Genomic DNA, 22,042 nt, shown 5'->3' on the forward strand with positions numbered 1-22,042 from the left:
GCGTTGGGTAGTAAATGATGTTGTCCATGCGCTATAGCTTGCGTTGCGGTTTAACCAAGAAAATTAGGGGTAGTGCGCTAAATTTGGATATTGCTGCGACTAAACAATAAATAATCAATTAGTTGCGATATTTCGTATCCACATTAAGGGCACTACGCCCAGTTAAGGTTAGTTGTTCGGCACTGGGAGACTTTCCAATTCCTTCAGGCGTTTCATCGCCTGCATCGCCTGGAGGGAGTTGTAGTTGATGCCGGCCGCGTTCAGGCTGCTGCCCTGCTGGAACGGATAGTCCGGCAGCGTGGTGAGGAACGCCTTGAGCTGCTGCTGCACCGGAATGAACAGCCAGATGTTGTCGGCATACCAGCGGATGTACATCCCCGATTGGCTCGATGCCCGCTCGTAGGGATCGGCCCGGAGGTTGGTGATCACCGGCCAGCCCGGCACGTTGCGCACGGCGGTGGCGATGTTGCCGTCCTCGGTGGCGAAAGAAACCTTCCAGTCGTTCCAGCGCACGGCGTTGAGATCGCCACCCTGACCGAAGTAGAAGATTTCTTCACGCGGGCCTTTCTTGACCTCGCCCTTGAAAAAAGGCACGAAGTTGTAGCCGTCGAGGTGAGCTTTCCAGGTCTTGCCGTTGGCCTCGTAGCCCTGCTTCACTTTCTCGACGATGTTCGGCTCGCCCGCCGCCGCCAGCAGCGTCGGCAACCAGTCCTCTTGCGAGAAAATCTCGTTGACGATCGTGCCCGGCTTGATCACGCCCGGCCAGCGGACCAGCATCGGCACCCGGAAGCCGCCCTCCCAGGTGGTGCCTTTCTCGCCCTTGAACGGCATCGTGCCGCCGTCCGGCCAGGTCGCTTCCTCCGCCCCGTTGTCGGTGCCGTAGACGACGATGGTGTTGCCGGCGATGCCGAGTTCGTCGAGCCGTTTGAGCAGCCCGCCCACCATGTCGTCGTGTTCCACCATGCCGTCGGGGTAGAGGCCGATCCCGGTGCGGCCCTGCGCCGACGGCTTGAGATGGGTCCAGACGTGCATCCGCGTGGTGTTGAACCAGACGAAGAACGGTTTTTTCTCTTTCACCTGGGCGTCAATGAAGGTGTTCGCAGCAGCGTAGATTTCGAGGTCTACGGTCGGCATCCGGGCGCGGGTCAGCGGGCCGGTGTCCTCGATCTTCTGCCCGCCCTTGCCGTCCGACCAGGTATGGAGCACGCCGCGCGGGCCGTAGTTCTTTTTGAACTCAGGGTCTTTCGGGTAGTAATAGGTCTCCGGCTCTTCCTCAGCGTTCAGGTGGTAGAGGTTGCCGAGAAACTCGTCGAAGCCATGCATGGTCGGCAGGTGCGAGTCGCGGTCGCCCAGGTGGTTCTTGCCGAACTGGCCGGTGGCGTAGCCTTGCTGCTTCAGCAGGTCGGCGATGGTGGGCGCCCACTCGGGAATGCCTTGCGGCGAGCCCGGCATGCCGATGGTGAGCAAGCCGGTGCGGAACGGGTGCTGGCCGAGAATGAACGACGCCCGGCCCGCCGTGCAACTTTGCTGGGCGTAAGAGTCGGTGAACAGCGCCCCTTCCTTCGCCAGGCGGTCGATGTTCGGCGTCTGGTAGCCCATGATGCCGTGGCTGTAGGCGCTGATGTTGTCCCGGCCAATGTCATCGCCCCAGATCACGAGAATGTTGGGCTTCTGGTCCGCCGCTTGCGCCGGAACGACGGCCCCCAGCAGCGCCGCCGAAGCGGCGAGCACGGCCAGACCGTAGTTAAGGAATTTGTTTCGTAGCATGGTGTTTCACCTCTCGTTGCGGATTTCGGCGTAACCATTCATTGCCCTTGCGCCCTGGCGAGGGGGCGAGGGGTGAATGACGAGCGGCTGCCGCTTGCCGTCGTGTCAGATCAAGGGTCGCGACAAACCTCGCGGCGGTGGCCGATCTTAACGATCTCCACCACCACTTTTGCATCCGCGACAGTGTAGAGGATGCGGTAGTTGCCTTGCCGCACGCGATAACGCTCTTGGCCGGAGAGCTTCTCGGAACCGGGCGGGCGCGGGTTTTCCCGCAGGGTTTCGATGCGCGCCAGAATGCGGCGCACGTCCTCCTGGGGGATGCCGTGCAGGTCCTTGGCGACCGACGGCTTGAGGCGCAGATCAAAGCGCGCCATCAGCCTTGAGCCGGGTGAGAAACTCTTCGTAGCTCAGGGTCGGCTCCGCAGCGCGGGCGGCGAAGGCGGCCAGATCTTCCTCGTCCTCGCTCAAGGCGACGCGGATCGCCTCGTTGACGATCTCGGACATGCTCCGCCGGGTCGAGGCGGCCTTGAGCCGCAATGCCTGATGCAGCGCCGGTTCGAGATAGACGGTGGATCGGATAGTTTCGGTGCTCATTGACGCCTCCAAAACGTTTGGACGTTTTGTCGTTATAGCATCGCGGGCTGGTCGCCGCCAGCACTTCAAGATGCGCTCGGCGGGCCGGCCCGCGTCGTCTCGAAGGGGTCGAGACGAGCCGGTTCCGTTCGGTGGCGTGGGTTCAGTTCGCCAGCTCGACCAGGACCTCATCGCGCCCGAGCGAGAGCACGACGCCCTCGCTGACGCCGGTCAGGTGCATGATCACCCCCGCCTGGTTTTGCATCCACAATTCCGCCTTACCCGACGTGGCGAATCCGGCCTGCCCCGTTCCCTCCGAATAAGGACCCGCGAAATCGGACAGACGGTTCAGCCGGTAGACCTCGCCGCTGGCCTGGACCCGAGAAGCGCCGCCGGGTCCGACCACCGTGCCGACGACCTTGAACGGATAGGTGCGCCCCTGGAAAGTCAGCGAACCGGTTCCCCCCGTCATGCCCGCCGCGACGGTCTCGGTCAGGGTCACGGCGCCGGCGGGCGTCAGGCCGGCAATGCTCTGCGCGGTGGGGGGCGGTTGCATGGCGCCGCAGGCGGAAAGGCCCAGAAGACCCACCCCCGCTAGCCACGCGCGCACTCCGCGCAGATGATTGAAACGGGTGTTGGTCATGATGGAGTCACTCCTGTTGAAAATGGCGACTGGAAGGTGGCGGTACAGCGGTAGGGACAGAAAATTGAACCGCCTGAGCCAAGGATAGGAAAGCGTGGATTGTACATGGCAACGTAGCCGGCTTCTCACCGCAATTCCGCAGCGATCCGATCCACGGTGGGCAGGGTGTAGTAGAAGAAGCGCTTGAACCCTGCGCATAGATAATTCAAGCCCGGTTCGCTGTCGGGGGGGCGGATCAGGCGGTTCTTCGGACATTCCCCCCAGCAATCGCGCAGATACGCGCACGCACGGCAATAGCGGGGGAGCGTCCCAGACTTGGCGTAACCAAATTTGACCTGCATGGGGGAAAACACCATCTCGGCCAGGGACCGTTCCCGGAATTCTTTGCGGGCGCTTTTTCATCTCGAATTTGGCAAAGCTGGCAAGCAGTCTGCAAGCCTGAGGTGAAGGTTATCCTGGGCAGTCGCTGTTCAGTTGCATTCGTCGCTCACGGATCGAACGCGAAGATGCGCTTCCAGTCGTTCTTCATGCTGATGACGATCCAGCCGTCCTTCTTCGCCTCGTCGTACAGCGCCTGGGTGAATGCGCCGACCTTGGTATCGGGCAGCCCCGCCGCCGGGCCATAGGCATACTCGCGGGTGGCGTCGTCGTGCAGCACCAGCATCGCCAGCCGCGCCCCGGCGCCGGCCTGGGTGTACTCCAGCATCTGCCGGTCGCCGGTCGAGTTGCCGAACGCCGCGTAAGGCCGGCGGCCGATCATCAGGTGAATACCCTCGGGCTTGCCGGCGTTGTCATCGTTGAGCAGCAGCTTCGGTTCTTTGGTGAGGAACGGCTTGCCGGCCTTGTCATAGCCGTACTTGGTCCCGCCGGCGCTGCCGACCACCTGCTCCGGGGGAATACCGTAGGTGGTTTCCGAGTACACCCGCACGAAATCCTGGCCGCCGCCGGTGACAATGTAGGTCTGGTAGCCGTTGGCGCGCAGGTATTTCAGCACGTCCTGCATCGGCAGGTAGGTGAGTTCAGTGTAGGGCCGCTTCCAGCGTGGGTCCTTCGCTTCGGCGAGCCACTTCGTCACTTCGGCGTTGAACTCCTCCACTGATATTCCGGTGAGCGTGGCGGCGAGGATCTCTTCGAGATCTTTCATCGTCAATTTTGCCATCGCCTCGCGGTTGCCGGACAGGACCGTTTTGAACGGCTCCACATGCTTCAACTCCGGCTTCTTCGCCACCACTGCCGGAACCCGCTCCAGACAGTACATCACCTGCGTGTACATCGGATGCTCGACCCACAGCGTACCGTCCTGGTCAAAAGTAGCGATGCGCTCGGCGGGCGGCACGAACTTGGGACTGGCCTGGTCAGTGGTGTCCTTCACGAAAGCGACAATCGCCTGCTTGGCGGGGCCGTCGTTCCAGGCGGGCAGCGGGTCGGTTTGGGCGAACGCCTGAGCACCCAGGGCGAGCAGTGCGCCCAGCGTAAAAATGCGGGTAAATACTGAAAAGGAGGGAATGGGTTTCATGGGTGGTTTCTCCTTAATCAAGCTGATAACGGGCGACCCTTTCGGATCGCCCGCCAAATCATTGCAAGTCGTCAGTCTTCAGGCTTTAGTCGTGCCCGTTGTGGCCACTCTGCTGCATGGCTTTGAGGATGCCGTCCAGGTTATAGGTCTCGGGCGCCTGCATTGCCGGGAATTCCTTGTACGACATCAACTCCTTCTCCCATAGCAACTGACCGATTGGCAGCATGTTCCAGTTGTACACATAGGCGTTGCCGGGGGAGCCAAGTGCACCTGCGTAGCCCATCAGGGACTTTGCGTCGTCGCCGACCGTCGTCTCGAAGGGATCACGCTTGAGATTGGTGAGCTGGGTCCAGTGAAAGCTCTGCGCTCCAAACAGTCCGCCGGTCCCGGTATCGGGCACGATCGTGTAGTACATCTTCCAGTTCTTGTAGCGAACCGCCGATGGTTGCGAGCCGGTGTAGTAAAAGAACACGTCACGCGCCGACTTCTGCGACTTGCCGCTGAGGTAGTCGGTCTGGTCAACACCGTCGAGCTTGGTCTTGACGATGCCGGGATAAGTGCCCGACATGATCTGCTCGTTTAGCGCGTTGCCCTTCGGCCCGCCAGCGATGTTGACCAGCGTCGGCAACCAGTCGAGCGATGCGAACATCTGGTTCTTGACTGTGCCCGGCTTGATGACACCCGGCCAGCGGACGACCAGCGGGGCGCGCATGCCGCCTTCCCAGGTGGTCAACTTGCCGCCTTTGAAGGGGGTGGTGCCGCCGTCTGGAAAGGTGATCGTTTCTGCACCGTTGTCGGTAGTGAAGACAATGATGGTGTTGTCGAGCTGGCCCATCGCTTCGAGCTTCTTGATGACCTCGCCGATGTTGTCGTCCATCTGCTTCATGCCGGCTTCGTTGGTGCCCCAGTCCTTGCCGCCGGGTTCACCCACCATGGCCTCGTACTTCGGCGACAGCATGGTCGTGATGTGCATGCGCGCCGGGTTGTACCAGACGAAGAAGGGCTTGTTGGTCTTCTTGGGGTCGTTGCGGTCGAGGAAGTCGATGACCTTGGCCGAGATCTCCTCGTCGACCGTCCTCGAACGATCCAGGGTCAGCGGGCCTTCGTCCTTGCAGGTCGTGTTCTGCTGCGTGCCGTCGCTGGACTTGCACCAGATGACCGGACGCGGTGGGGTCAGGCAGGTCGACGTTTTCGGATCAAGCGCGCCAGGCACCTCGGGCAAGCCGGTGATCGGCGTGTTCTTGCACGGCGGCGCGATGCCCTGCACCAGTGGGGTCTTGTTGATGTCGACGAAGCTGACGCCCTGCATCGCGTCGAGGTGATAGAGGTAGCCCCAGTATTCCTGGAAGCCATGCGAGGTCGGCAGCGCCTCGAAATGGTCGCCGAGGTGGTTCTTGCCGAACTCGCCGGTGGTATAGCCGAGATCGAGCAGGAACTTGGCGACTGCCGGCGTGCCGGGACGCAGCCAGGATGGGCTGCCCGGCAGTTGCGGCGGGATCATGCCGGTGCGCAGCGGATGCATGCCGGTAAAGAAGGCGTTGCGGCCAGCCGTGCAGCTTTGCTCGGCCAGATAGTCCATGAAGATCGCGCCTTCTTGGCCGATACGGTCGATGTTGGGTGTCTCCCCGACCATCAGGCCACGATGGTAGATGCTTGGCTGCATCCAGCCGATGTCGTCGCCCATGATGAACAGGATGTTGGGTTTTTTGCCCTCGGCTGCGCCACTGGCGGCTTTGGCGGCCACGACCAGTTTCTGGCCAACCTTGACTTCATCCGACGCCAGATTGTTCTGCGCCTTCAGTACGCTCACGGGAACCTCGAAGCGCTCGCCGATGGCGATCAACTCGTCGCCCTCGACCACCCAATAGGTAGCGGTGACGGTATCGTACTGGCCCTTGGCGTGGTGGCGCGATCCCTGGTCAGCGGCTTGGGCGCTACCGATAGTCATACAGGCGATCAGGGCTAGAACCGAGCAGGCAGTTTTAACCGCCGAGGCCAAGGGCGATTTCAGCAACAATGGTTGCGGCATGGGGGATGTCCTCGTTCAGATGGGTTGAGTCAGGTAGCGATTAGCCGACTAATTGACTGGGTTTTTTGGGATTATGACACCGGCGGCGCAACGTGACTATTGGACGAAGGGGCACTATTGTTTGCCCGAAAGGGCAAAAGAAGAGGGACGCGCTGTAGCTGGAATCAGTCGGACAAGCGGCGCAACCGCTCGGCCAGCCGACCGAGTTCAGCGACCGAATTGACGCCCAGCTTCACCATGAATTGGGCGCGCTGCATCTTGACGGTGCGCTCCGCAATCCCCAGTTCTTCGGCAATCTGTTTATTGATCTTGCCGGTGATGACGCGATCAAAGACCGCCCGTTCGCGGAGCGTGAGCGAGGCAAAGCGGGCGCGCAACTGTTCTGCTTCCTGGCGAGCCGTGCGCTGAACCGCATCACACGCCAGCGCCCGCTGAATCGCATCGAACAAGGCCGCACGCTCAACTGGCTTGGCCAGAAAGTCCACCGCACCGGCTTTCATCGCCCGCACGCTATCGGCTACGTCGGCGTAGCCGGTCAGAAAGATCACCGGCAGCGCGACGCCCTGGCGCTGCAAAGCGGCCTGCAATTCAAGACCGGACGGCCCCGGCATCCGCACATCAAGCAGCAGGCAACCGGGGCGATCCGGCAGCGGATACAGTAGAAAGTCGCCGGTCGATGCATAGCCGCGCACCTCGAAGCCCGCTGCGCCGAGCAGCCGAAGCAGTGCGGTACGCAGCGAGTCATCATCATCAACGACATGGATTAGCGGGGTGGTACTCATGCCGGCTCCGGCGACGGAACGCCCATCGTGCTGGCGGGGGGCCATTCGATCTGGAACACCGTCCCGTCGTCGGAACCGTCCTCCGCCCAGATGCGGCCCCCGTGGGCTTCGACCAGAGTGCGCGCAATCGACAGCCCCAGCCCCATGCCCTGACGCTTGGTGCTGAAGAACGAATCGAAGATCTGCGGCAGGTGTTTGGGGGCGATACCGTGCCCGCGATCACGTACCGCGATGGTGATACCACGGGCATCGTTCGCAACGGACACTACAACGGTGCGCCGGTACTCCGGCACGTCGGCGACCGCGTCCATGGCATTGATTAGCAAATTGATTAGCACCTGCTGGATCTGGATGCGGTCGCCGATTAGGGTGGTAACAGTTGTTGCAAGCCGAATGTCAAGGGTGACCCGCCGTCGCTGCGCTTCGGCCCGCAACACGGACTCTACATCGCTCACGGCTTCATTAAGATCGAAGGGTTGCCGTTCAATCTCGTGCTTGGCGATTAGCGTCCGCAGCCGACGAACCACTTCGCTGGCCCGCAGGTCGTCGCGACGGATGTCGGCGAGAATCTCGCGCAGCTCGTCACGCCGATCCGCGCCGGATTCGAGAATGAGGCCGGCGGCGTCGGCGTTGCTCAGGATCGCGCCAAGCGGCTGGTTAATCTCGTGGGCAATCGAAGCCGTCAGCTCGCCAGCCACCGCAAGCCGTGAGGCATGAGCGAGTTCGGAACATTGCTTCTGCACCGCCAGCTCGGCCCAGCGGCGGCGACGACGTTCAACCAGAAGCCCGGCAATCAGCCCCGCCTGAAGCAAGAACACGGCGGCAGCCATAATCGCCCCGTTTCGGTGTTCCTCCAGAAACGATGGTGCCTTGAAATGGACAATGGCGTCGCCCGGAATTACTTTTTCATCGATGCCCCAGCGGCGGATCTGTCGCCAGTCGACATTCAAGGTTGTGGGCATGATCGCCGGCAAGCGCAACTCGGCGGGTGCAGCGCCGTTCAGCAGCTGGTTTACGATCTCTCCCGCCTGTCGCCCCATAGCCGCGAAATTCGGCATGGAGCCGCCAACGATGCCGATACCGATGAAGGTGTTGAATGACCCGTACACTGGCGCAGTCGCGGCGGCGGCCATGAGCCTGGCGGCTTCGCGAGGAGTAAACGTCCGGCCCGCGCCATCCTGAAAGTAGCCGGGGGTGAACACCATCGCGTCCTCGCCCAATTCACCCAGCCGTTTTAGCAGCACATCGGTGGGCAGTCTGGCGAGAAACTCAGCCGTCGCCCGACCCTGGAACCGGGAAACCTCGTCACGCAACCGGGCTTCAAATTTACGGTCTAGTGTGACGGCACCCGTCACCACCACCAGACGCCGGGCCTGCGGATGCCAGCGTAGCGCCTGGTCGATAGTGCCGGAAAAGTCGCACTCGACCGGAACCCCCACGATGTCGGCGGGCAGGGATGGGATCGATTGCAGAAACGACCGGGCAACGCCCATGTGAACCACCGGGATCTGTGGAAACAGCTCGGTGCGATGGTCCAGCAGGAATGCGAGCGCACCTTCACCCCCGACGACCAGCACGTCCGGCGGCCGCAAGGCATACTTCTCGCGCAGGAACGTGGTCACGGTGTGAGCGTAAGATTCGCCTGAGAAACGAGGATAGTCGAGAAACTCGGCGCTCAACTCCACCGAATTCGCTATCGTCTCGCGCAGCCCACCTTCGCCTTCGAGGTTCGCCGGCAACAACCGATGGGTGGAATACAACACGAGAACCTGCCGGGTTTCCCCAGCCGTGGCGGATAATGCGAGCAGGAGAACACACCCAGCCAAGAGATATACGAGGCGTGATGCGGTGTTGGGGTTCTCAGTGGGCATCACTTCTGGATAACATTGGCGTCAGCGGATAGCCCCTCTTCATGGAGAGGGGCATTTCCTACCGTCTGTTCAGTGTCCGACCGCCCGCCGCACTTCTTCCAGCGAGTTCGGATCGTCCAGCGTGGACAGATCGCCCGGATCGCGGCCTTCGGCCAGCGCCTGGATCGACCGCCGCAGCAGTTTGCCGGAACGGGTCTTCGGCAACGCATTGACGAAGTGGACCCGATGAGGTTTGGCTACCGCACCGAGCAGTTCCTGCACCTTGCCGATGACCTCCTTCTCCAGCCGCGCTTCCGCGCCCGGCTCATCCAACAGGGTTGGGTCTCTCAACCGGCAGAAACCAACCGGCACCTGACCCTTGACGCTGTCCGCCACCCCGATGACCGCCACTTCGGCTACCGCCGAATGGGCCTGGATCGCCTCTTCGATCTCGCGGGTGCCCAGACGGTGACCAGCCACGTTGATCACGTCGTCAGTGCGGCCCAGAATGAAAAAGTAGCCGTCTTCGTCGCGCACCGCCCAATCGGACGAGGTGTACAGCATCTCCTTGAAGCTGGAGAAGTAGCTCTGGACGAAGCGCTTGTCATCGCCCCATACCGTGCTCAGGCAACCCGGCGGCAGTGGTGGAACCACAACCAGCACCCCCTTATCACCGCGTGGCACTTCTTCGCCAGTCCCTTCGCTGATGACCTTGATGTCGTAGCCGTAGACCGGGAACCCGGGCGAGCCAAAGCGGTTGGGCTTGAGATCCACCCCCGGCAGGTAGGACAGCATCGGCCAGCCGGTCTCGGTCTGCCAGTAGTGGTCAATCACCGGAATCTGCAAGGAATCGGTGATCCAGCGCGAAGTCGGCTCGTCCAGCGGTTCGCCGGCCAGGAACAAATAGCGCAGGCAGGAAATGTCGTACATTCTCATGTACTTCGGATCCTGCGACTTCAGTACCCGAATCGCGGTCGGCGAGGAGAACATCGACCGGACCTTATAATCCTGCACGATCTTCCACCAGATGCCGGCGTCCGGCCGCGTCGGCAGACCCTCGTAAAGAATAGTGGCTGAACCGTTAATCAACTGACCGTAGATAATGTAGGAGTGACCCACGACCCAGCCGATGTCCGAGGTGGCGAACATGGTTTCGCCGGGATTGACGGCGTAGAGGTGCTTCATGGTCGAAGCCAGCGCCACCGCATAGCCGCCGGTGTCGCGCTGCACCCCTTTGGGAATGCCGGTGGTGCCGGAGGTGTAGAGGATGTAACTCGGCTCGTTGGATTCCAGCCAGGTGATCGGCACCTCAGCGTCCATGTGCTGAGCGCGCAGAGTGGCGTAATCCAGATCGCGGCCCTCAGTGATCGCCATGTCCTTAACCAGACCACGGTTGATCAGGATCACCTTCTCCGGCGGGAATTTGGCCAGGCTGCACGACTCATCCACCAGATGCTTGTAGGGCACGGCCTTACCGCCGCGCATTCCAGCGTCGGAGGTGATCATCAGCTTGGGCTTGGCGTCGTCAATCCGCACCGCCAGGTTATAGGCCGCGAAACCGCCAAACACCACCGAGTGGACTGCACCCAGCCGGACGCAGGCCAGCACCGCGAACAGTGCCTCGGCGATCATCGGCATGTAAATGATCACCCGGTCGCCCTTCTGCAAGCCCTGCGATTGCAGCACGGCGGCAAAGCGGTTCACTTCGCGGTGCAGTTCAGCAAAGGTATAAACCTTTTCTTCGTCAGTTTCGGTCGAGATGTAGATGAGGGCGGGCTGGTTGGCGCGCTCGGCCAGGTGCCGATCCACCGCGTTGTAGCAAAGGTTGGTTTCACCGCCCACGAACCACTTGCAAAACGGCGGCTTGCTGTAATCGCGCACCTTCTGCGGCGGCTTGTGCCAGTGGATCATCTGGGCCTGTTCGCCCCAGAAACCCTCGGGGTCTTCAATGGACCGGCGATGAAAGTCTTCGTAGCTACTCATGCGTTGCCTCCAATTTAGTGTTTTCGGGGTTGTGACGACGTTTGTTGTGGTCGTTGCGAAAATGTAGTCGTTCTGTCGAAAAAGTGTAGTCGCCCCGTCGGAAATTTCTTGTTTACCGTGGCGCCGTCCCCCCGTGCCGACGGGGACGGCTACCCAACGGCTTACTTGGCCTTCAACAGTTCTTCGACGCTGGCGCGCTCTTCGCGCAGCTCCTGCTCAGTCGCCAGCATCTTTTCACGGCTGAACTCGTCCACTGACAAACCCTGCACGATCTCGTAGTCGCCGTTCTTGCAGACGCACGGATAAGAGTAGATCACGCCTTCGCCGATGCCGTAAGAACCGTCGGCTGGCACCGACATGCTGACCCAATCGCCCTCGGCAGTGCCCAACGCCCAGTCGCGCATGTGGTCAATCGCCGACGAGGCAGCAGAAGCCGCCGATGAGGCGCCACGAGCTTTGATGATCGCTGCGCCACGCTGCTGCACCTCGGGAATAAAGGTATTGCGATACCAGCCTTGGTCAACCAGCGCAGTCGCCGCTTGACCCTTGACGGTGCATTGGCTGAGGTCGGGGTACTGGGTGGAGGAATGGTTGCCCCAGATCGTCATCTTCTTGATGTCGTTGACGTGAGCGCCGGTCTTCTCCGCCAACTGGCTCAGGGCGCGGTTGTGATCCAGCCGGGTCATGGCGTGAAACTGGCGGCGATCCAGATCGGGAGCGCTGGCGGCGGCGATCAACGAATTGGTATTGGCCGGGTTGCCGACCACCAGCACCCGCACATTGCGGGCGGCGTGGTCATTGATGGCCCGACCCTGCGGTCCGAAGATGGCGCCATTCGCGGTCAACAGATCCTTGCGCTCCATGCCGGGGCCGCGTGGTCGGGCGCCGACCAGCATGGCAAAATGGGCGTCAGTGAACGCGGTCTTCAAGTCGTCGGTAGCGACCACCCCGGCCAGCAGTGGGAAGGCGCAGTCGTTCAGTTCCATCACTACACCCTGCAAGGCTTGCAGCGCCGGGGTAATTTCCAACAGTTGCAGGATCACCGGTTGATCGGGACCCAGCATACTGCCCGAAGCGATGCGAAACGCCATGGCATAGCCGATGTTACCGGCGGCACCGGTGATGACGACGCGAACGGGTGATTTCATGCGTGTGCTCCTTTGAGATGAGTGGTAGTGCGGGTGTGGCCGAGAATACGCCGGGGCTGTGTTTTGTACACAGTTCCGGGAGCGGGAACAGCGATGGTGGAGATAGGATGGTTGGAATCTGCCAGACTGACAGTTAGAACCACAGCGATGCTCTCTCTATAAAAATCAGATGCCGCTCAATGTCGGCGGCTTTTAGCTTGAAGTTAAAAAATAGTAGCGTAGATTGCCGGTTTTTGAAACTAATCCGGGTTTTCCAGAGGGTTGCTGCAACCATGAGTCATTCGCTCATTGAGGGCGCGAGTTATATGCTGACCGGCCTGCGCTGGCTGCCCAAAGCCGGGCTGCGCGGTGTTGTGGTACTTCCACTGTTGATCAACAGCGTGTTGTTCGGCATCGGCATCGGGTGGAGTACGAGCCGGTTTGAACAGCTTGATCAGGCAGTGCAACGGGCATTGCCGGAGTGGCTGGCCTGGCTGCACTGGCTGTTGTGGCCGCTGTTCATCCTGACAGCGCTGGTGGTGGTGTTTTACACCTTCACCGTGCTGGCGAACATCATCGCTGCGCCGTTTAACGGCTTGCTGGCGGCACGGGTCGAGAAGCTGGCGGCTCCCAGCGGTGCACCTCCTCGCCCGCCCGCCGAACTCACTTGGCAGGAACTGGCGCTCAGTCCGCTGCGGGAATTGAGCAAATTGCTGTACTTCATCGGCTGGGCGATTCCGTTACTAATCCTGTCGTTCGTGCCAGTAGTCAACATGGCGGCGCCGGTATTGTGGATGTTGTTTAGCGCCTGGATGCTGGCCCTGGAATACGCCGATTATCCGCTGGGCCAGCGTGGCTTAACCTTCCGGGAGCAGCGCCGGCTGCTGCGCCGGCACTGGCCGCTGACCCTGGGCTTCGGCAGTATGGCTCTGGTGCTGACCCTGATCCCGGTGCTGAATTTTCTGGCAATGCCGGCGGCGGTGATCGGTGCAACATTGATGTGGGTACGGGAAGTATCCGCATCCTGAGGAGTGGAACTTTTGCGGTTACGATCTTCAACCTCAACTCCGCTCCCGCCAACGGATGCGGCAGGACGATGGTTACGCAGGTTCTATACCGGCCTGCTGTACCTGATGCTGCCGCTGGCGCTGCTGCGACTGTACTGGCGCGGGTATCGCGATCCGGGACATCGCCAACGCTGGCGCGAGCGGTTGGGATTCATACCGTCGTTGCCCACCGGCAGTCTGTGGCTTCATGCGGTGTCGGTGGGCGAAACTCGCGCCGCGCTCCCGCTGATTCGCGCCCTGCAAACCCGCTATCCCGATCTGCCCCTGCTGGTGACAACCACCACCCTGACTGGTTCGCGACAAGTACGGGAAGCGTTGGGCGAGCAGGTTCATCATGTCTACGCGCCTTACGACCTGCCCGGTGCGGTGGCGCGGTTTCTGCGCAATAGCCAGCCTCGGCTGGCGGTGATCATGGAAACCGAGTTGTGGCCCAATCTGTTGCGGCAGTGCGCGATGGCCGGAGTTCCAACCGTGATCGCCAATGCCCGGTTGTCGGAACGCTCGGCGCGGGGCTATGCCCGAATCCACAGACTCACCGCGCTGATGTTGCGCGACATCACGTTGATTGCCGCTCAGGCCGAGGCGGATGCCGAACGCTTCCGCGCCCTGGGCGCGCCACGGGTGCGAGTGACCGGCAATCTGAAATACGACTTGCCACTACCGAAAACCCTGCTGGAACAAGGGAGGGTACTGCGGCGCGACGTATTGGGAGAAAACCGGCTGGTGTGGATCGCCGCCAGCACTCATGCCGGCGAGGATGAGCCGGTTCTGGATGCGTTCGCGATCCTGCGCCGCCGTTGGCCGGATCTGCTGTTGATGCTGGTGCCCCGTCACCCGGAACGCTTTGACGGGGTGGCGGCACAGTGCCGACAACGGGGCTTTCCAACGGTTCGACGCAGCGAACAGCGGCCCTGCGCACCGGGCAGCGCGGTTTTTCTCGGCGACAGCATGGGGGAGTTACTGCGGTTCTACGCGGCTGCCGACTTGGCTTTCGTCGGTGGCAGTCTGGTCGCTACCGGCGGCCATAACGTGCTGGAACCGGCGTTGTTGGGTCTGCCGGTGTTGTTTGGGCCGCATATGTTCAACTTCACCGAAGCAGGCGAGCGGCTACTGGCAGCCAACGCGGCCTGGCAAATTGCCAACGCGGCGGAACTGGCGGTTGCGGTTGAGCGGTTGCTGACCGATCCTGAACGGCGCCAAGCTGCCGGCCAGCGAGGGCGGGCCGTCGTGGAATGTCATCGTGGGGCGCTGGCGACGTTGCTGGCCTGCATTGAAGAGCAGCTTCCATGCAGGCGCTGAGTGGTTCAATCCGCTATCCTTGGCTATAACCGGCAACCGATTCACTCTCTCCCGCCACCCCGGCGATCCAATTCATTAGCTGCGGAGTTTTAGCCCATGGAGTTATTGTTCGATCCCCAAGTCTGGATCAGTCTGCTGACCCTGACCGCGCTGGAAATCGTACTCGGCATTGATAATCTGGTGTTCATTTCCATCCTGTCCAACCGGCTGCCGATCCAGCAACAACCCGCCGCCCGACGAACTGGTTTGGCGTTGGCGGTGATCACCCGCCTGCTGCTACTGGCCAGCATCGCCTGGCTGGCTAACGTCACCACACCGCTGTTCACGGTGCTGGAACACCCGGTATCGTTGCGCGACCTCATCCTGCTGGTTGGCGGGCTGTTCCTGCTGGCCAAGGGCACTACCGAGATTCACGCCACCGTGGATGGCGTGGAGGAAGAAATGCGTGCGGCCAAACCCGCCCGCTTTGTCTCGGTCATCGTCCAGATCATGATTTTGGACATCGTATTCTCGCTGGACAGCGTGATCACGGCAGTCGGCATGGCTCAACATCTGGAAGTGATGGCGGCGGCGATTATCATTGCGGTCGGTATCATGCTGTTTGCCGCCGAACCGCTCAGTCGTTTCATCCGCGATAACGTGTCGGTGAAGATGCTGGCCCTGAGCTTCCTGATTCTGGTCGGTATGGCGCTGCTGGCCGATGGTCTGCACTTCCACATTCCCAAGGGCTATCTGTATTTCGCTATCGCCTTCTCGGTCGGCGTTGAAGCGCTCAACCTGGCAGCCACCAAACGCCGGCGGCAGCGGACGGCGCAACGGGCCACCACCCAGCGATCCACTCCACCGCGATCTACCTCGCAACCCGCCGATTCAGCGGCCATGACCCGGATCGTAGTGAAGACCGGGAAAGGCGGCAAAGGCGGAAAGAGTGGCGGCAGGAACTGAACCTGTTCGCGCCAGCCTAGTCCGGTAACTGTTGCAGACTGGCGCAGGTTTCTCCGGCAACCGTCTGGATACACTGCAACAGTTCCGCAGCGCCCTCCAGGGTTTGCAAGTGTCCGGCTTGCTCCAGTTGCCGAATCAACTCCGCCAGCCGGAACGCATCCTAAGATCACACTAACCGGAGTTCACGATGGCCACGGAAATTGAGCATAAATTCCTCATCCGCGATGAGCGCTGGCGCCAGCAGGTCGAGCGTTCGGCGTGGATGCGGCAGGGTTATCTGACCAGCGATGCCCGCTGTTCGGTGCGAGTGCGGATCGCGGACGGCCAGGGGTTCCTCAACCTCAAGAGCGGTACGCTCGGCATCCAGCGCAGCGAATATGAATACCCTATCCCGCTGCGCGACGCTGAGGAAATTCTTGATACCTTGTGTGAAAAACCACTGTTGGAGAAAACTCGCCATTTTATACACTTCGGCGCCCATCTCTGGGAAATCGACGAATTTGCGGGTGACAATGCAGGCTTGATCGTGGCGGAAATCGAACTGAATCATCCCGACGAGCCGTTCGCCCGGCCCGACTGGATAGGCAAAGAGGTGTCGCACGACATCCGCTACTACAACTCGCAACTGGCACGGCATCCCTACACCACTTGGTCATGTGCGAACGGCTAATCCGCGTCGACCTCCTGGAACAGCAGCTTGAACTGCTGGAGGGCGGGAGGGTGGCGGCGATCTACCCGGTATCCACTGCCCGCAACGGTTCCGGTGAACAGCGCGGCAGTGGTTGTACCCCACGTGGCTGGCATCGTATCCGCATCAAGATCGGGGCCGGTTTGCCGCTGAACGCGGTGTTAGTGGGTCGGCGACCGACGGGGGAAATTTACATCCCGGAACTGGCGGATCATTACCCGGAGCGTGACTGGATTCTAAGCCGAGTTTTGTGGTTGACCGGTTTGGAAGCGGGCTTCAATCGGGGCGGCGAATGCGACACCTTACGCCGCTACATCTATATTCACGGCTGCCCGGATCACCAGCCAATGGGGATACCGCTGTCGCACGGCTGTATTCGGATGCACAACCGGGATTTGCTGGAACTGTTTAATCGGGTAGATGCCGGCGACCGGGTGTTCATCGCCGGCTGAAAGACGCGATCAGGGATGGCCCAGTTTGGGCCGCAAGCCGTCGAGTACGCTCTTGAACTCATCCTGGTTGCGTGGGTTCAACTCGCTCAGTGTACGGTGAGCCTCGTAAACAATTCGGGTCAGCGCGTCCTTACTGCAAGGCTCCGAAATTGCCAACTGCTGTAGCGTCGCCGAGATATTCTCGCCGGTGTCGCGAATGGTGAAAATATCGTAGAAGCCCAGATTGTCCAGGATCTGATTCACATCAGGATTGGTAGACAGCAGGGTCGTCGGGTGAGCGAAATGCTGGCGGTTAAAGTTGGCGATCTTCGCCAGCAGTCCCAGGCTGGTGCTGTCAATCGAGTGCGCTTCGGTCAAATCTACGACGATATTGTCGTAATCGGCCTGGGCGAACAGGCCATCCAGGAAATCACCCAGGGCACAGCCCATGGTGTAGCGCACATCGCCGACCAGTTTGAGGACATAGGTATTGCCCTGCTTGAGGTAAAACGCTGCGCCCGCTTCCATTTCATTTCGCTCTCTTGATCAATAGCAGGGTCACATCGTCGGGCAAAGATCCACTCTGATCGAGACCCAGTTCCTGGATCAAGTTCTCGATGGTGAGTTCGGTAGCGCCGACGATCTCCAGTAGAAACGATTGTTTGTCGCGCAGACTGGTCTGCGGCAGGGTTTCGAGAATGCCATCCGAAATCAGCACCAGAGCGAACTGAGGCGGCAATTGCAGGGATTCCGTCTGGTAGTTGGCAAAGTCAAATAATCCAATCGGCAGGCTTTTTTTACCCACATAACCGGCGTGTTCGCCATCGAACAGGATCGGGAACGGAAATTGGCCGCCGCCGCTGTAGCGCAACTGGTGGTTCGACCAGTTGATGACGCCGTAAAACATGGTCAGATATTTATCCATGTGGCAGCCGAAAATTTCCCGGTTCAAACGGCTCAGGGTTTCAGCCGGGTTCAGAATACCCCGGTCGCGATTTTGCCGGTACAGTTCGCGATAGCGGCCCATATAGCTTTTGAGCATCACCGTGACGAAGGCCGATGACACCCCATGCCCCGACACGTCGGCCATATAGAAACCAAGATGATCACCGTCAATGGCGAAATAGTCCACAAAATCGCCGCTGAGATATTGCGAGGTGAGCAGGTGGCGGCTGAATTGGTAGCCGCGATACACCTTGTCGTTTTCCGGCAGCAGTTGAAACTGGATCCGCCGCGCCGCTGCTTCATCTTCCCGCAACTGCCGCACCGTTTGCCGCAACTGTTCATTGACTGCTTCGAGGTGTTCGCGATATTCGCGGTTTTCCCGCCGCAGCCGAGCGCGTTCCAGCGCATGATCGATGGCGTGCTCTAACACCGCCATATCCTCAATCGGCTTGGTCACATAATCCCAGGCTCCCAGTTTGAGCGCCTGAATCGCGTCGCTCATCCCGCCCAGGCCAGATACCACCAGGATCGGCAGTTCGGGAAATTCGTGGGTCACTGCGGCCAGCACCTGCAAACCGTCCATGCCCGGCATCCGCAGGTCGCAGAGCACCAGATCAAACGGTTCATGGCGACAGAGTTCGATGCCGGCTTGACCATCGCTGGCCTGCAACACCTGAAAGCCGCTGTCTTCGAGATAGGCGACGAGGATCTCACGGGCTCGTTCCTCGTCGTCGATGATTAATATTTTCACCGGATTCGTACTCATGCCCCGCCTCCCCATCGTGCTGCCAGCACCCTGACCGCTGCCGCCAGTGGTGCCATATCGCACAAAGGTTTGTGGTAAACCCGGTCATCATCAAGGCCCATGGATCGCAGATCTTCGGGCAAGTTGTAGCTGGAGGAGCCGGTGTGGATCAGAAATTCCATTTCAGGATAGGACTGGCGCAGGATACGAATAGCACTATTGCCATCCATATCCGACAGCCGCATATCCATAATGCACACCCGGCAGGTACCGCCAGCCCGTAACCAACTCAGCGCGGGGGTCACGGCTTCGAACGTAGCGACTTTCAACCCCTCGTCCTCCAGGTACGCTTTCAGGTTTTCCCGAATCATGGCTTCATCATCCACGATCAAGACCCATTCGCTCACGGTAGCGCCTCCCGGATCAGGGGCAGGCGGATGCTGAAACAGGCCCCCTGTCCCGGTTTGGAAGTCACCGACAGTCGACCATTATGCTGCTCGGTAACGATAAAGTAAGACACTGATAATCCCAGTCCAGTCCCAACACCCACATCCTTGGTGGTAAAAAACGGCTCGAAAATACGTTTGAGGGTTTTTTCATCCATACCGGGGCCATTGTCAAGCACCTCGATCAAGGTGTATTCGGCTTCGCGGCGGGTGCGCAGGATGATGGTCGGTGCCGGCACCCCCTCTTCGGCCATCGCCTGGGCGGCGTTCTTGAGCAGATTCAGGATGACTTGCTCGATCTTGGTCTTGTCGCAATGCACCATTCGCAGCGTGGGATCATAATCACGCTGGATCGCGATCCGTTTGAAATCGTACTTCTTTTTCAAATCGTAGTCGCTGACGGCCAGTCGCAGCACGGTTTCCAGCATCTCTTCCAGATCCACCAGGCCAAAATGGGTTTCGCTGCGCCGGCTGAACGACAGCATGTCGGAAACGATCTTGGCCGCACGGATGCCGGCCTCGCGGATGCCTGCCAGGAAATGCAGAATTTGGCGCTGTTCCAGATAGCGGTGGAGCCGATCCAGGTCAATGCCGATGGCCGCAGCCACGGCGCGGTTTTGGGGCATGGCCGGGTCAATGCGTCGCAGGGTGTTCTGGCAGCCTTGCAGGATGACCCCCAGCGGATTGTTGATCTCGTGTGCCATCCCGGCCGCCAGCCCGCCGACCGAGAGCATTTTTTCGGTTTGCACCATCATCGATTCGATCCGGACCCGGGCGGTCACATCATCCATCCGGATCACCGCGCCGCGCCCACCGTCCGCCATCAACGGGTAGACCATGACATCGGCGTAATGCAGTTCGCCCTGAGCGTCCAGCGTCATCCGTGGAGTTTTGATAGTACGCCCCAGGCGGATCGCCTGTCGCACCTGCTCAAACTGGCCTTCCAACTGCGGGAACACATCGCCGAAAAAGCGACCTTGTGCTGCTTCCCATGAGACCCCGCTGACCTGTTCAGCAGGCTGGTTCAGCACCGTAATATAACCCCAGGGATCTACCCCGATCAGCACCGACGGCATCGAATCAATAATGTTCTTGAGATAGAGCCGCATTCGCGCCACTTCTTCCTTGGCCCGTTTCTGCTCGGTGATGTCAATCGCCACGCCCAGCGCGGCGATTTCGTTCGATCCCGGTTCGAGGAAAGGGATCTTGATGGTCTGCAAGGTTCGGGTGTGGCCGGCGTGGTCGGTGAAGGTCTCCTCGGCGATGAATTTGGAGTTTCCAGTTTCGATCACTTCCAGGTCATCGGTCAGCATCCGCGCTACCTCATCTTCCATCCCGTGAACGATGCTGTGGGAACGATTGACCAGTTCGTCGACCGTCAGGCCATAGGCGTCTGCCGTGGCGCGATTGGCCAGCAGGAAATGACCGTGACGATCCTTGGCGAAGATCATGTGCGGCACCAGATCGATGATGCGTCGTAACCGCACTTCGCTCTCGCGCAGCGCCGCTTCCGCCTTGAGTTGCTCGGTGATATCGGTGCCGGTGCCGCGATAGCCCAGGAACTGGCCCCCACTGTCGTAAATGGGTTTACCGTTGATCTTGAGAAAGCGGTCTTGGCCGTAACTGCTGCCCACTTGGGTCTGGTAGACGAAATCGCGGAATGGCAGATGCTTTTCCAGCATCTCCCGATGCTGCCGCCATTTCTGAGCGTTAGCGGCGACATCAACGGCGGCCAAATCCCAGCGGGCGCGACCGATCACATACTGCGGAGCAATGCCGGTTAAGGCATAGAACCGCTCCGACAGATGGGTGAAGCGCAACTGTTCGTCCATCTCCCAGATCCAGTCGCTGGCGGCCTCGGTTATGTCGCGAAAGCGCGTCTCGCTCTCGCGCAGCGCTGCTTCCGCCTGGCGGCGCTCGTGCAATTCCTGCTGCAATTGCCGGGTTCGCTGCGCGACTTGTTGCCCCAGTACCCAAGACCACAACAGCGCGGCGACAGTGACTACACCCAGCGGAATCAGCAGCCAGACCGCATGGCGCAGCATCACGATGAATCCGCCGGTCTGCTGCCCTACTGGGCCGAACCAGTGATCAAGCAGGATCTCGTGATAGGAGAAGGGATCGAGGGCGGTAGCGATGACGGTGCTGATGATTGCAGCGAGCGCCAGTCCCAGATAAAACCGGCGCGACCAGCCATGCCGTTGAGGGATGGAAGAGGGCGGTGAGGATGGCGTAATGGAAGATGGGCAGGGTAATGGCATGACATCTGGCAAATGGGGCGTTAGCCGTTATCATAAGGCCATTTCACCGCAAATAGACGGATACGAGGCGCGAGCGATGGCATTAGGATCGGTGATGTTGGGGCTGGATGGGTTGGAACTGACGGTTGAGGAGCGTGAGATCCTGCTCCATCCGCAAGTGGGGGGAGTCATCCTGTTCACTCGCAACTACCAGTCGCCGGATCAGGTAGCGGCGCTGACTGCCGCCATCCACGCCTTGCGCCAGCCCCGCTTGCTGGTGGCGGTCGATCACGAAGGTGGCCGGGTGCAACGGTTCCGCGAGGGTTTCACCCGGTTGCCGGCGGTGCGAAGGCTGGGCGCGATTTACGACCGGGATCGGATGCGCGCCAAGCAACTGGCGCGAGTGACCGGCTGGCTGATGGCCGCCGAACTGCGGGCGGTCGGGGTGGATTTCAGCTTTGCTCCGGTGCTGGATCTGGATCACGGCGTCAGCGGCATCATTGGGGATCGGGCCTTTCATTCTGATCCCGATGGGGTGGCGGATCTGGCCCATGCTTACATGAGCGGGATGCAGAAGGCGGGCATGGAGGCAGTAGGCAAGCACTTTCCGGGGCATGGCGGCATCGCCGCTGATTCGCATCTGGAACTGCCGGTGGATCTGCGCCCGCTGGTTGATCTGGAGACCAGGGATTTGCTGGCGTTCGAGCGGATGATCCATTACGGATTGGCGGCGTTAATGCCGGCGCATGTGCTGTATCCGCAGGTGGATGACCAGCAGCCCGCTGGATTTTCGGCGCACTGGCTCAAGGACATTCTGCGGCGGCGGCTGGAATTTCAGGGGGCGATCTTCAGCGACGATCTGGACATGGCCGGCGCCCACGCGGCAGGTACGCCGCCGGAGCGGGCGCTGGCGGCGTTGAAGATCGCCCCAGATCGGAAGAGCACACGTCTGAACTCCAGTCACGC

22 protein-coding genes are annotated in these 22,042 nt (G+C 60.6%); 6 read left to right on the forward strand and 16 right to left on the reverse strand.

Going from position 1 to position 22,042, the window contains the following annotated elements; genetic code table 11:
* Window positions 1-168: 168 nt before the first annotated feature.
* From BN874_RS19510 to BN874_RS19560, 11 genes are all read right to left on the reverse strand, one after another.
* Window positions 169-1,767 carry an arylsulfatase gene (locus BN874_RS19510; RefSeq protein WP_081756540.1) on the reverse strand — a complete coding sequence of 533 codons (1,599 nt, stop codon included), beginning with the start codon at window positions 1,765-1,767 and terminating at the stop codon, window positions 169-171.
* Window positions 1,768-1,877: 110 nt separating this feature from the next.
* A complete protein-coding gene (locus tag BN874_RS19515; protein WP_034436136.1) occupies window positions 1,878-2,141 on the reverse strand; it encodes a type II toxin-antitoxin system RelE family toxin in 264 nt (87 codons plus the stop codon).
* Complete coding sequence (locus BN874_RS19520) at window positions 2,128-2,361, reverse strand: RH3 domain-containing protein (RefSeq protein ID WP_034436137.1); 234 nt, start codon at window positions 2,359-2,361, stop codon at window positions 2,128-2,130. The genes BN874_RS19515 and BN874_RS19520 overlap by 14 nt, the downstream gene beginning before the upstream one ends.
* A 142-nt stretch (window positions 2,362-2,503) precedes the next feature.
* The gene (locus tag BN874_RS19525) at window positions 2,504-2,983 is read right to left on the reverse strand and encodes a hypothetical protein (RefSeq protein WP_034436139.1); all 480 of its coding nucleotides are present in this window, start codon (window positions 2,981-2,983) and stop codon (window positions 2,504-2,506) included.
* 125 nt (window positions 2,984-3,108) lie between these two features.
* Window positions 3,109-3,348 carry a hypothetical protein gene (locus BN874_RS19530; protein WP_268258847.1) on the reverse strand — a complete coding sequence of 80 codons (240 nt, stop codon included), beginning with the start codon at window positions 3,346-3,348 and terminating at the stop codon, window positions 3,109-3,111.
* Between the two features lie 122 nt (window positions 3,349-3,470).
* Window positions 3,471-4,499 (reverse strand): HAD family hydrolase, encoded by a 1,029-nt coding sequence (locus tag BN874_RS19535; protein ID WP_034436142.1) that lies wholly within the window; start codon window positions 4,497-4,499, stop codon window positions 3,471-3,473.
* An 85-nt stretch (window positions 4,500-4,584) separates the two neighbouring features.
* Window positions 4,585-6,183 carry an arylsulfatase gene (locus tag BN874_RS19540; protein ID WP_420886153.1) on the reverse strand — a complete coding sequence of 533 codons (1,599 nt, stop codon included), beginning with the start codon at window positions 6,181-6,183 and terminating at the stop codon, window positions 4,585-4,587.
* A 509-nt stretch (window positions 6,184-6,692) separates the two neighbouring features.
* Window positions 6,693-7,310, reverse strand: a complete 618-nt coding sequence (locus BN874_RS19545) for a response regulator transcription factor (RefSeq protein ID WP_034436164.1) — start codon at window positions 7,308-7,310, stop codon at window positions 6,693-6,695.
* Window positions 7,307-9,073 (reverse strand): sensor histidine kinase, encoded by a 1,767-nt coding sequence (locus tag BN874_RS19550; protein WP_230314499.1) that lies wholly within the window; start codon window positions 9,071-9,073, stop codon window positions 7,307-7,309. Before BN874_RS19550 ends, BN874_RS19545 begins: the two co-directional genes overlap by 4 nt.
* Before the next feature lie 177 nt (window positions 9,074-9,250).
* Window positions 9,251-11,143 (reverse strand): propionate--CoA ligase, encoded by a 1,893-nt coding sequence (locus BN874_RS19555; protein ID WP_034436145.1) that lies wholly within the window; start codon window positions 11,141-11,143, stop codon window positions 9,251-9,253.
* 161 nt (window positions 11,144-11,304) lie between these two features.
* Window positions 11,305-12,291 (reverse strand): malate dehydrogenase, encoded by a 987-nt coding sequence (locus BN874_RS19560; protein WP_034436148.1) that lies wholly within the window; start codon window positions 12,289-12,291, stop codon window positions 11,305-11,307.
* A 272-nt stretch (window positions 12,292-12,563) separates the two neighbouring features.
* On the opposite strand from BN874_RS19560, the gene cysZ reads away from it, so the two are divergent.
* The 3 genes from cysZ (at window position 12,564) to BN874_RS19575 (ending at window position 15,581) form a co-directional block, all read left to right on the forward strand.
* Entirely contained in the window at window positions 12,564-13,298 is a 735-nt protein-coding gene (gene cysZ, locus BN874_RS19565) for a sulfate transporter CysZ (protein WP_034436149.1), read from the forward strand.
* Between the two features lie 12 nt (window positions 13,299-13,310).
* The gene (gene waaA, locus BN874_RS19570) at window positions 13,311-14,636 is read left to right on the forward strand and encodes a lipid IV(A) 3-deoxy-D-manno-octulosonic acid transferase (protein ID WP_268258845.1); all 1,326 of its coding nucleotides are present in this window, start codon (window positions 13,311-13,313) and stop codon (window positions 14,634-14,636) included.
* Between the two features lie 96 nt (window positions 14,637-14,732).
* On the forward strand, window positions 14,733-15,581 hold the full coding sequence (locus tag BN874_RS19575) for a TerC family protein (protein ID WP_081756541.1): 849 nt from the start codon (window positions 14,733-14,735) through the stop codon (window positions 15,579-15,581).
* Between the two features lie 16 nt (window positions 15,582-15,597).
* Here the strand turns inward: BN874_RS19575 and BN874_RS26115 are convergent, their stop codons facing one another.
* Complete coding sequence (locus tag BN874_RS26115) at window positions 15,598-15,720, reverse strand: hypothetical protein (RefSeq protein WP_268258846.1); 123 nt, start codon at window positions 15,718-15,720, stop codon at window positions 15,598-15,600.
* A 48-nt stretch (window positions 15,721-15,768) separates the two neighbouring features.
* Between BN874_RS26115 and BN874_RS19580 the strand changes: the two genes are divergently transcribed.
* Window positions 15,769-16,251, forward strand: coding sequence for a CYTH domain-containing protein (locus BN874_RS19580; protein ID WP_034436153.1), 483 nt, complete (start codon window positions 15,769-15,771; stop codon window positions 16,249-16,251).
* Complete coding sequence (locus BN874_RS19585) at window positions 16,236-16,721, forward strand: L,D-transpeptidase (RefSeq protein ID WP_034436154.1); 486 nt, start codon at window positions 16,236-16,238, stop codon at window positions 16,719-16,721. Before BN874_RS19580 ends, BN874_RS19585 begins: the two co-directional genes overlap by 16 nt.
* A 9-nt stretch (window positions 16,722-16,730) precedes the next feature.
* Here the strand turns inward: BN874_RS19585 and BN874_RS19590 are convergent, their stop codons facing one another.
* From BN874_RS19590 to BN874_RS22995, 4 genes are read right to left on the reverse strand one after another with little or no spacing between them, the layout of a single operon-like run.
* Window positions 16,731-17,228, reverse strand: a complete 498-nt coding sequence (locus BN874_RS19590; protein WP_034436155.1) for an STAS domain-containing protein — start codon at window positions 17,226-17,228, stop codon at window positions 16,731-16,733.
* A 1-nt stretch (window position 17,229) separates the two neighbouring features.
* On the reverse strand, window positions 17,230-18,411 hold the full coding sequence (locus tag BN874_RS19595) for a SpoIIE family protein phosphatase (protein ID WP_034436157.1): 1,182 nt from the start codon (window positions 18,409-18,411) through the stop codon (window positions 17,230-17,232).
* Window positions 18,408-18,797, reverse strand: coding sequence for a response regulator (locus BN874_RS19600; protein ID WP_034436159.1), 390 nt, complete (start codon window positions 18,795-18,797; stop codon window positions 18,408-18,410). The genes BN874_RS19595 and BN874_RS19600 overlap by 4 nt, the downstream gene beginning before the upstream one ends.
* The gene (locus BN874_RS22995) at window positions 18,794-21,097 is read right to left on the reverse strand and encodes a PAS domain-containing sensor histidine kinase (protein ID WP_051498105.1); all 2,304 of its coding nucleotides are present in this window, start codon (window positions 21,095-21,097) and stop codon (window positions 18,794-18,796) included. Before BN874_RS22995 ends, BN874_RS19600 begins: the two co-directional genes overlap by 4 nt.
* A 76-nt stretch (window positions 21,098-21,173) precedes the next feature.
* On the opposite strand from BN874_RS22995, the gene nagZ reads away from it, so the two are divergent.
* Window positions 21,174-22,042: beta-N-acetylhexosaminidase (nagZ, locus tag BN874_RS19610; RefSeq protein ID WP_051498106.1), on the forward strand; the 869-nt coding region annotated here is incomplete at its 3' end.

Source organism: Candidatus Contendobacter odensis Run_B_J11 (genome assembly GCF_000531125.1).
In the GTDB taxonomy this organism is placed as follows: Bacteria; Pseudomonadota; Gammaproteobacteria; order Competibacterales; family Competibacteraceae; genus Contendibacter; species Contendibacter odensensis.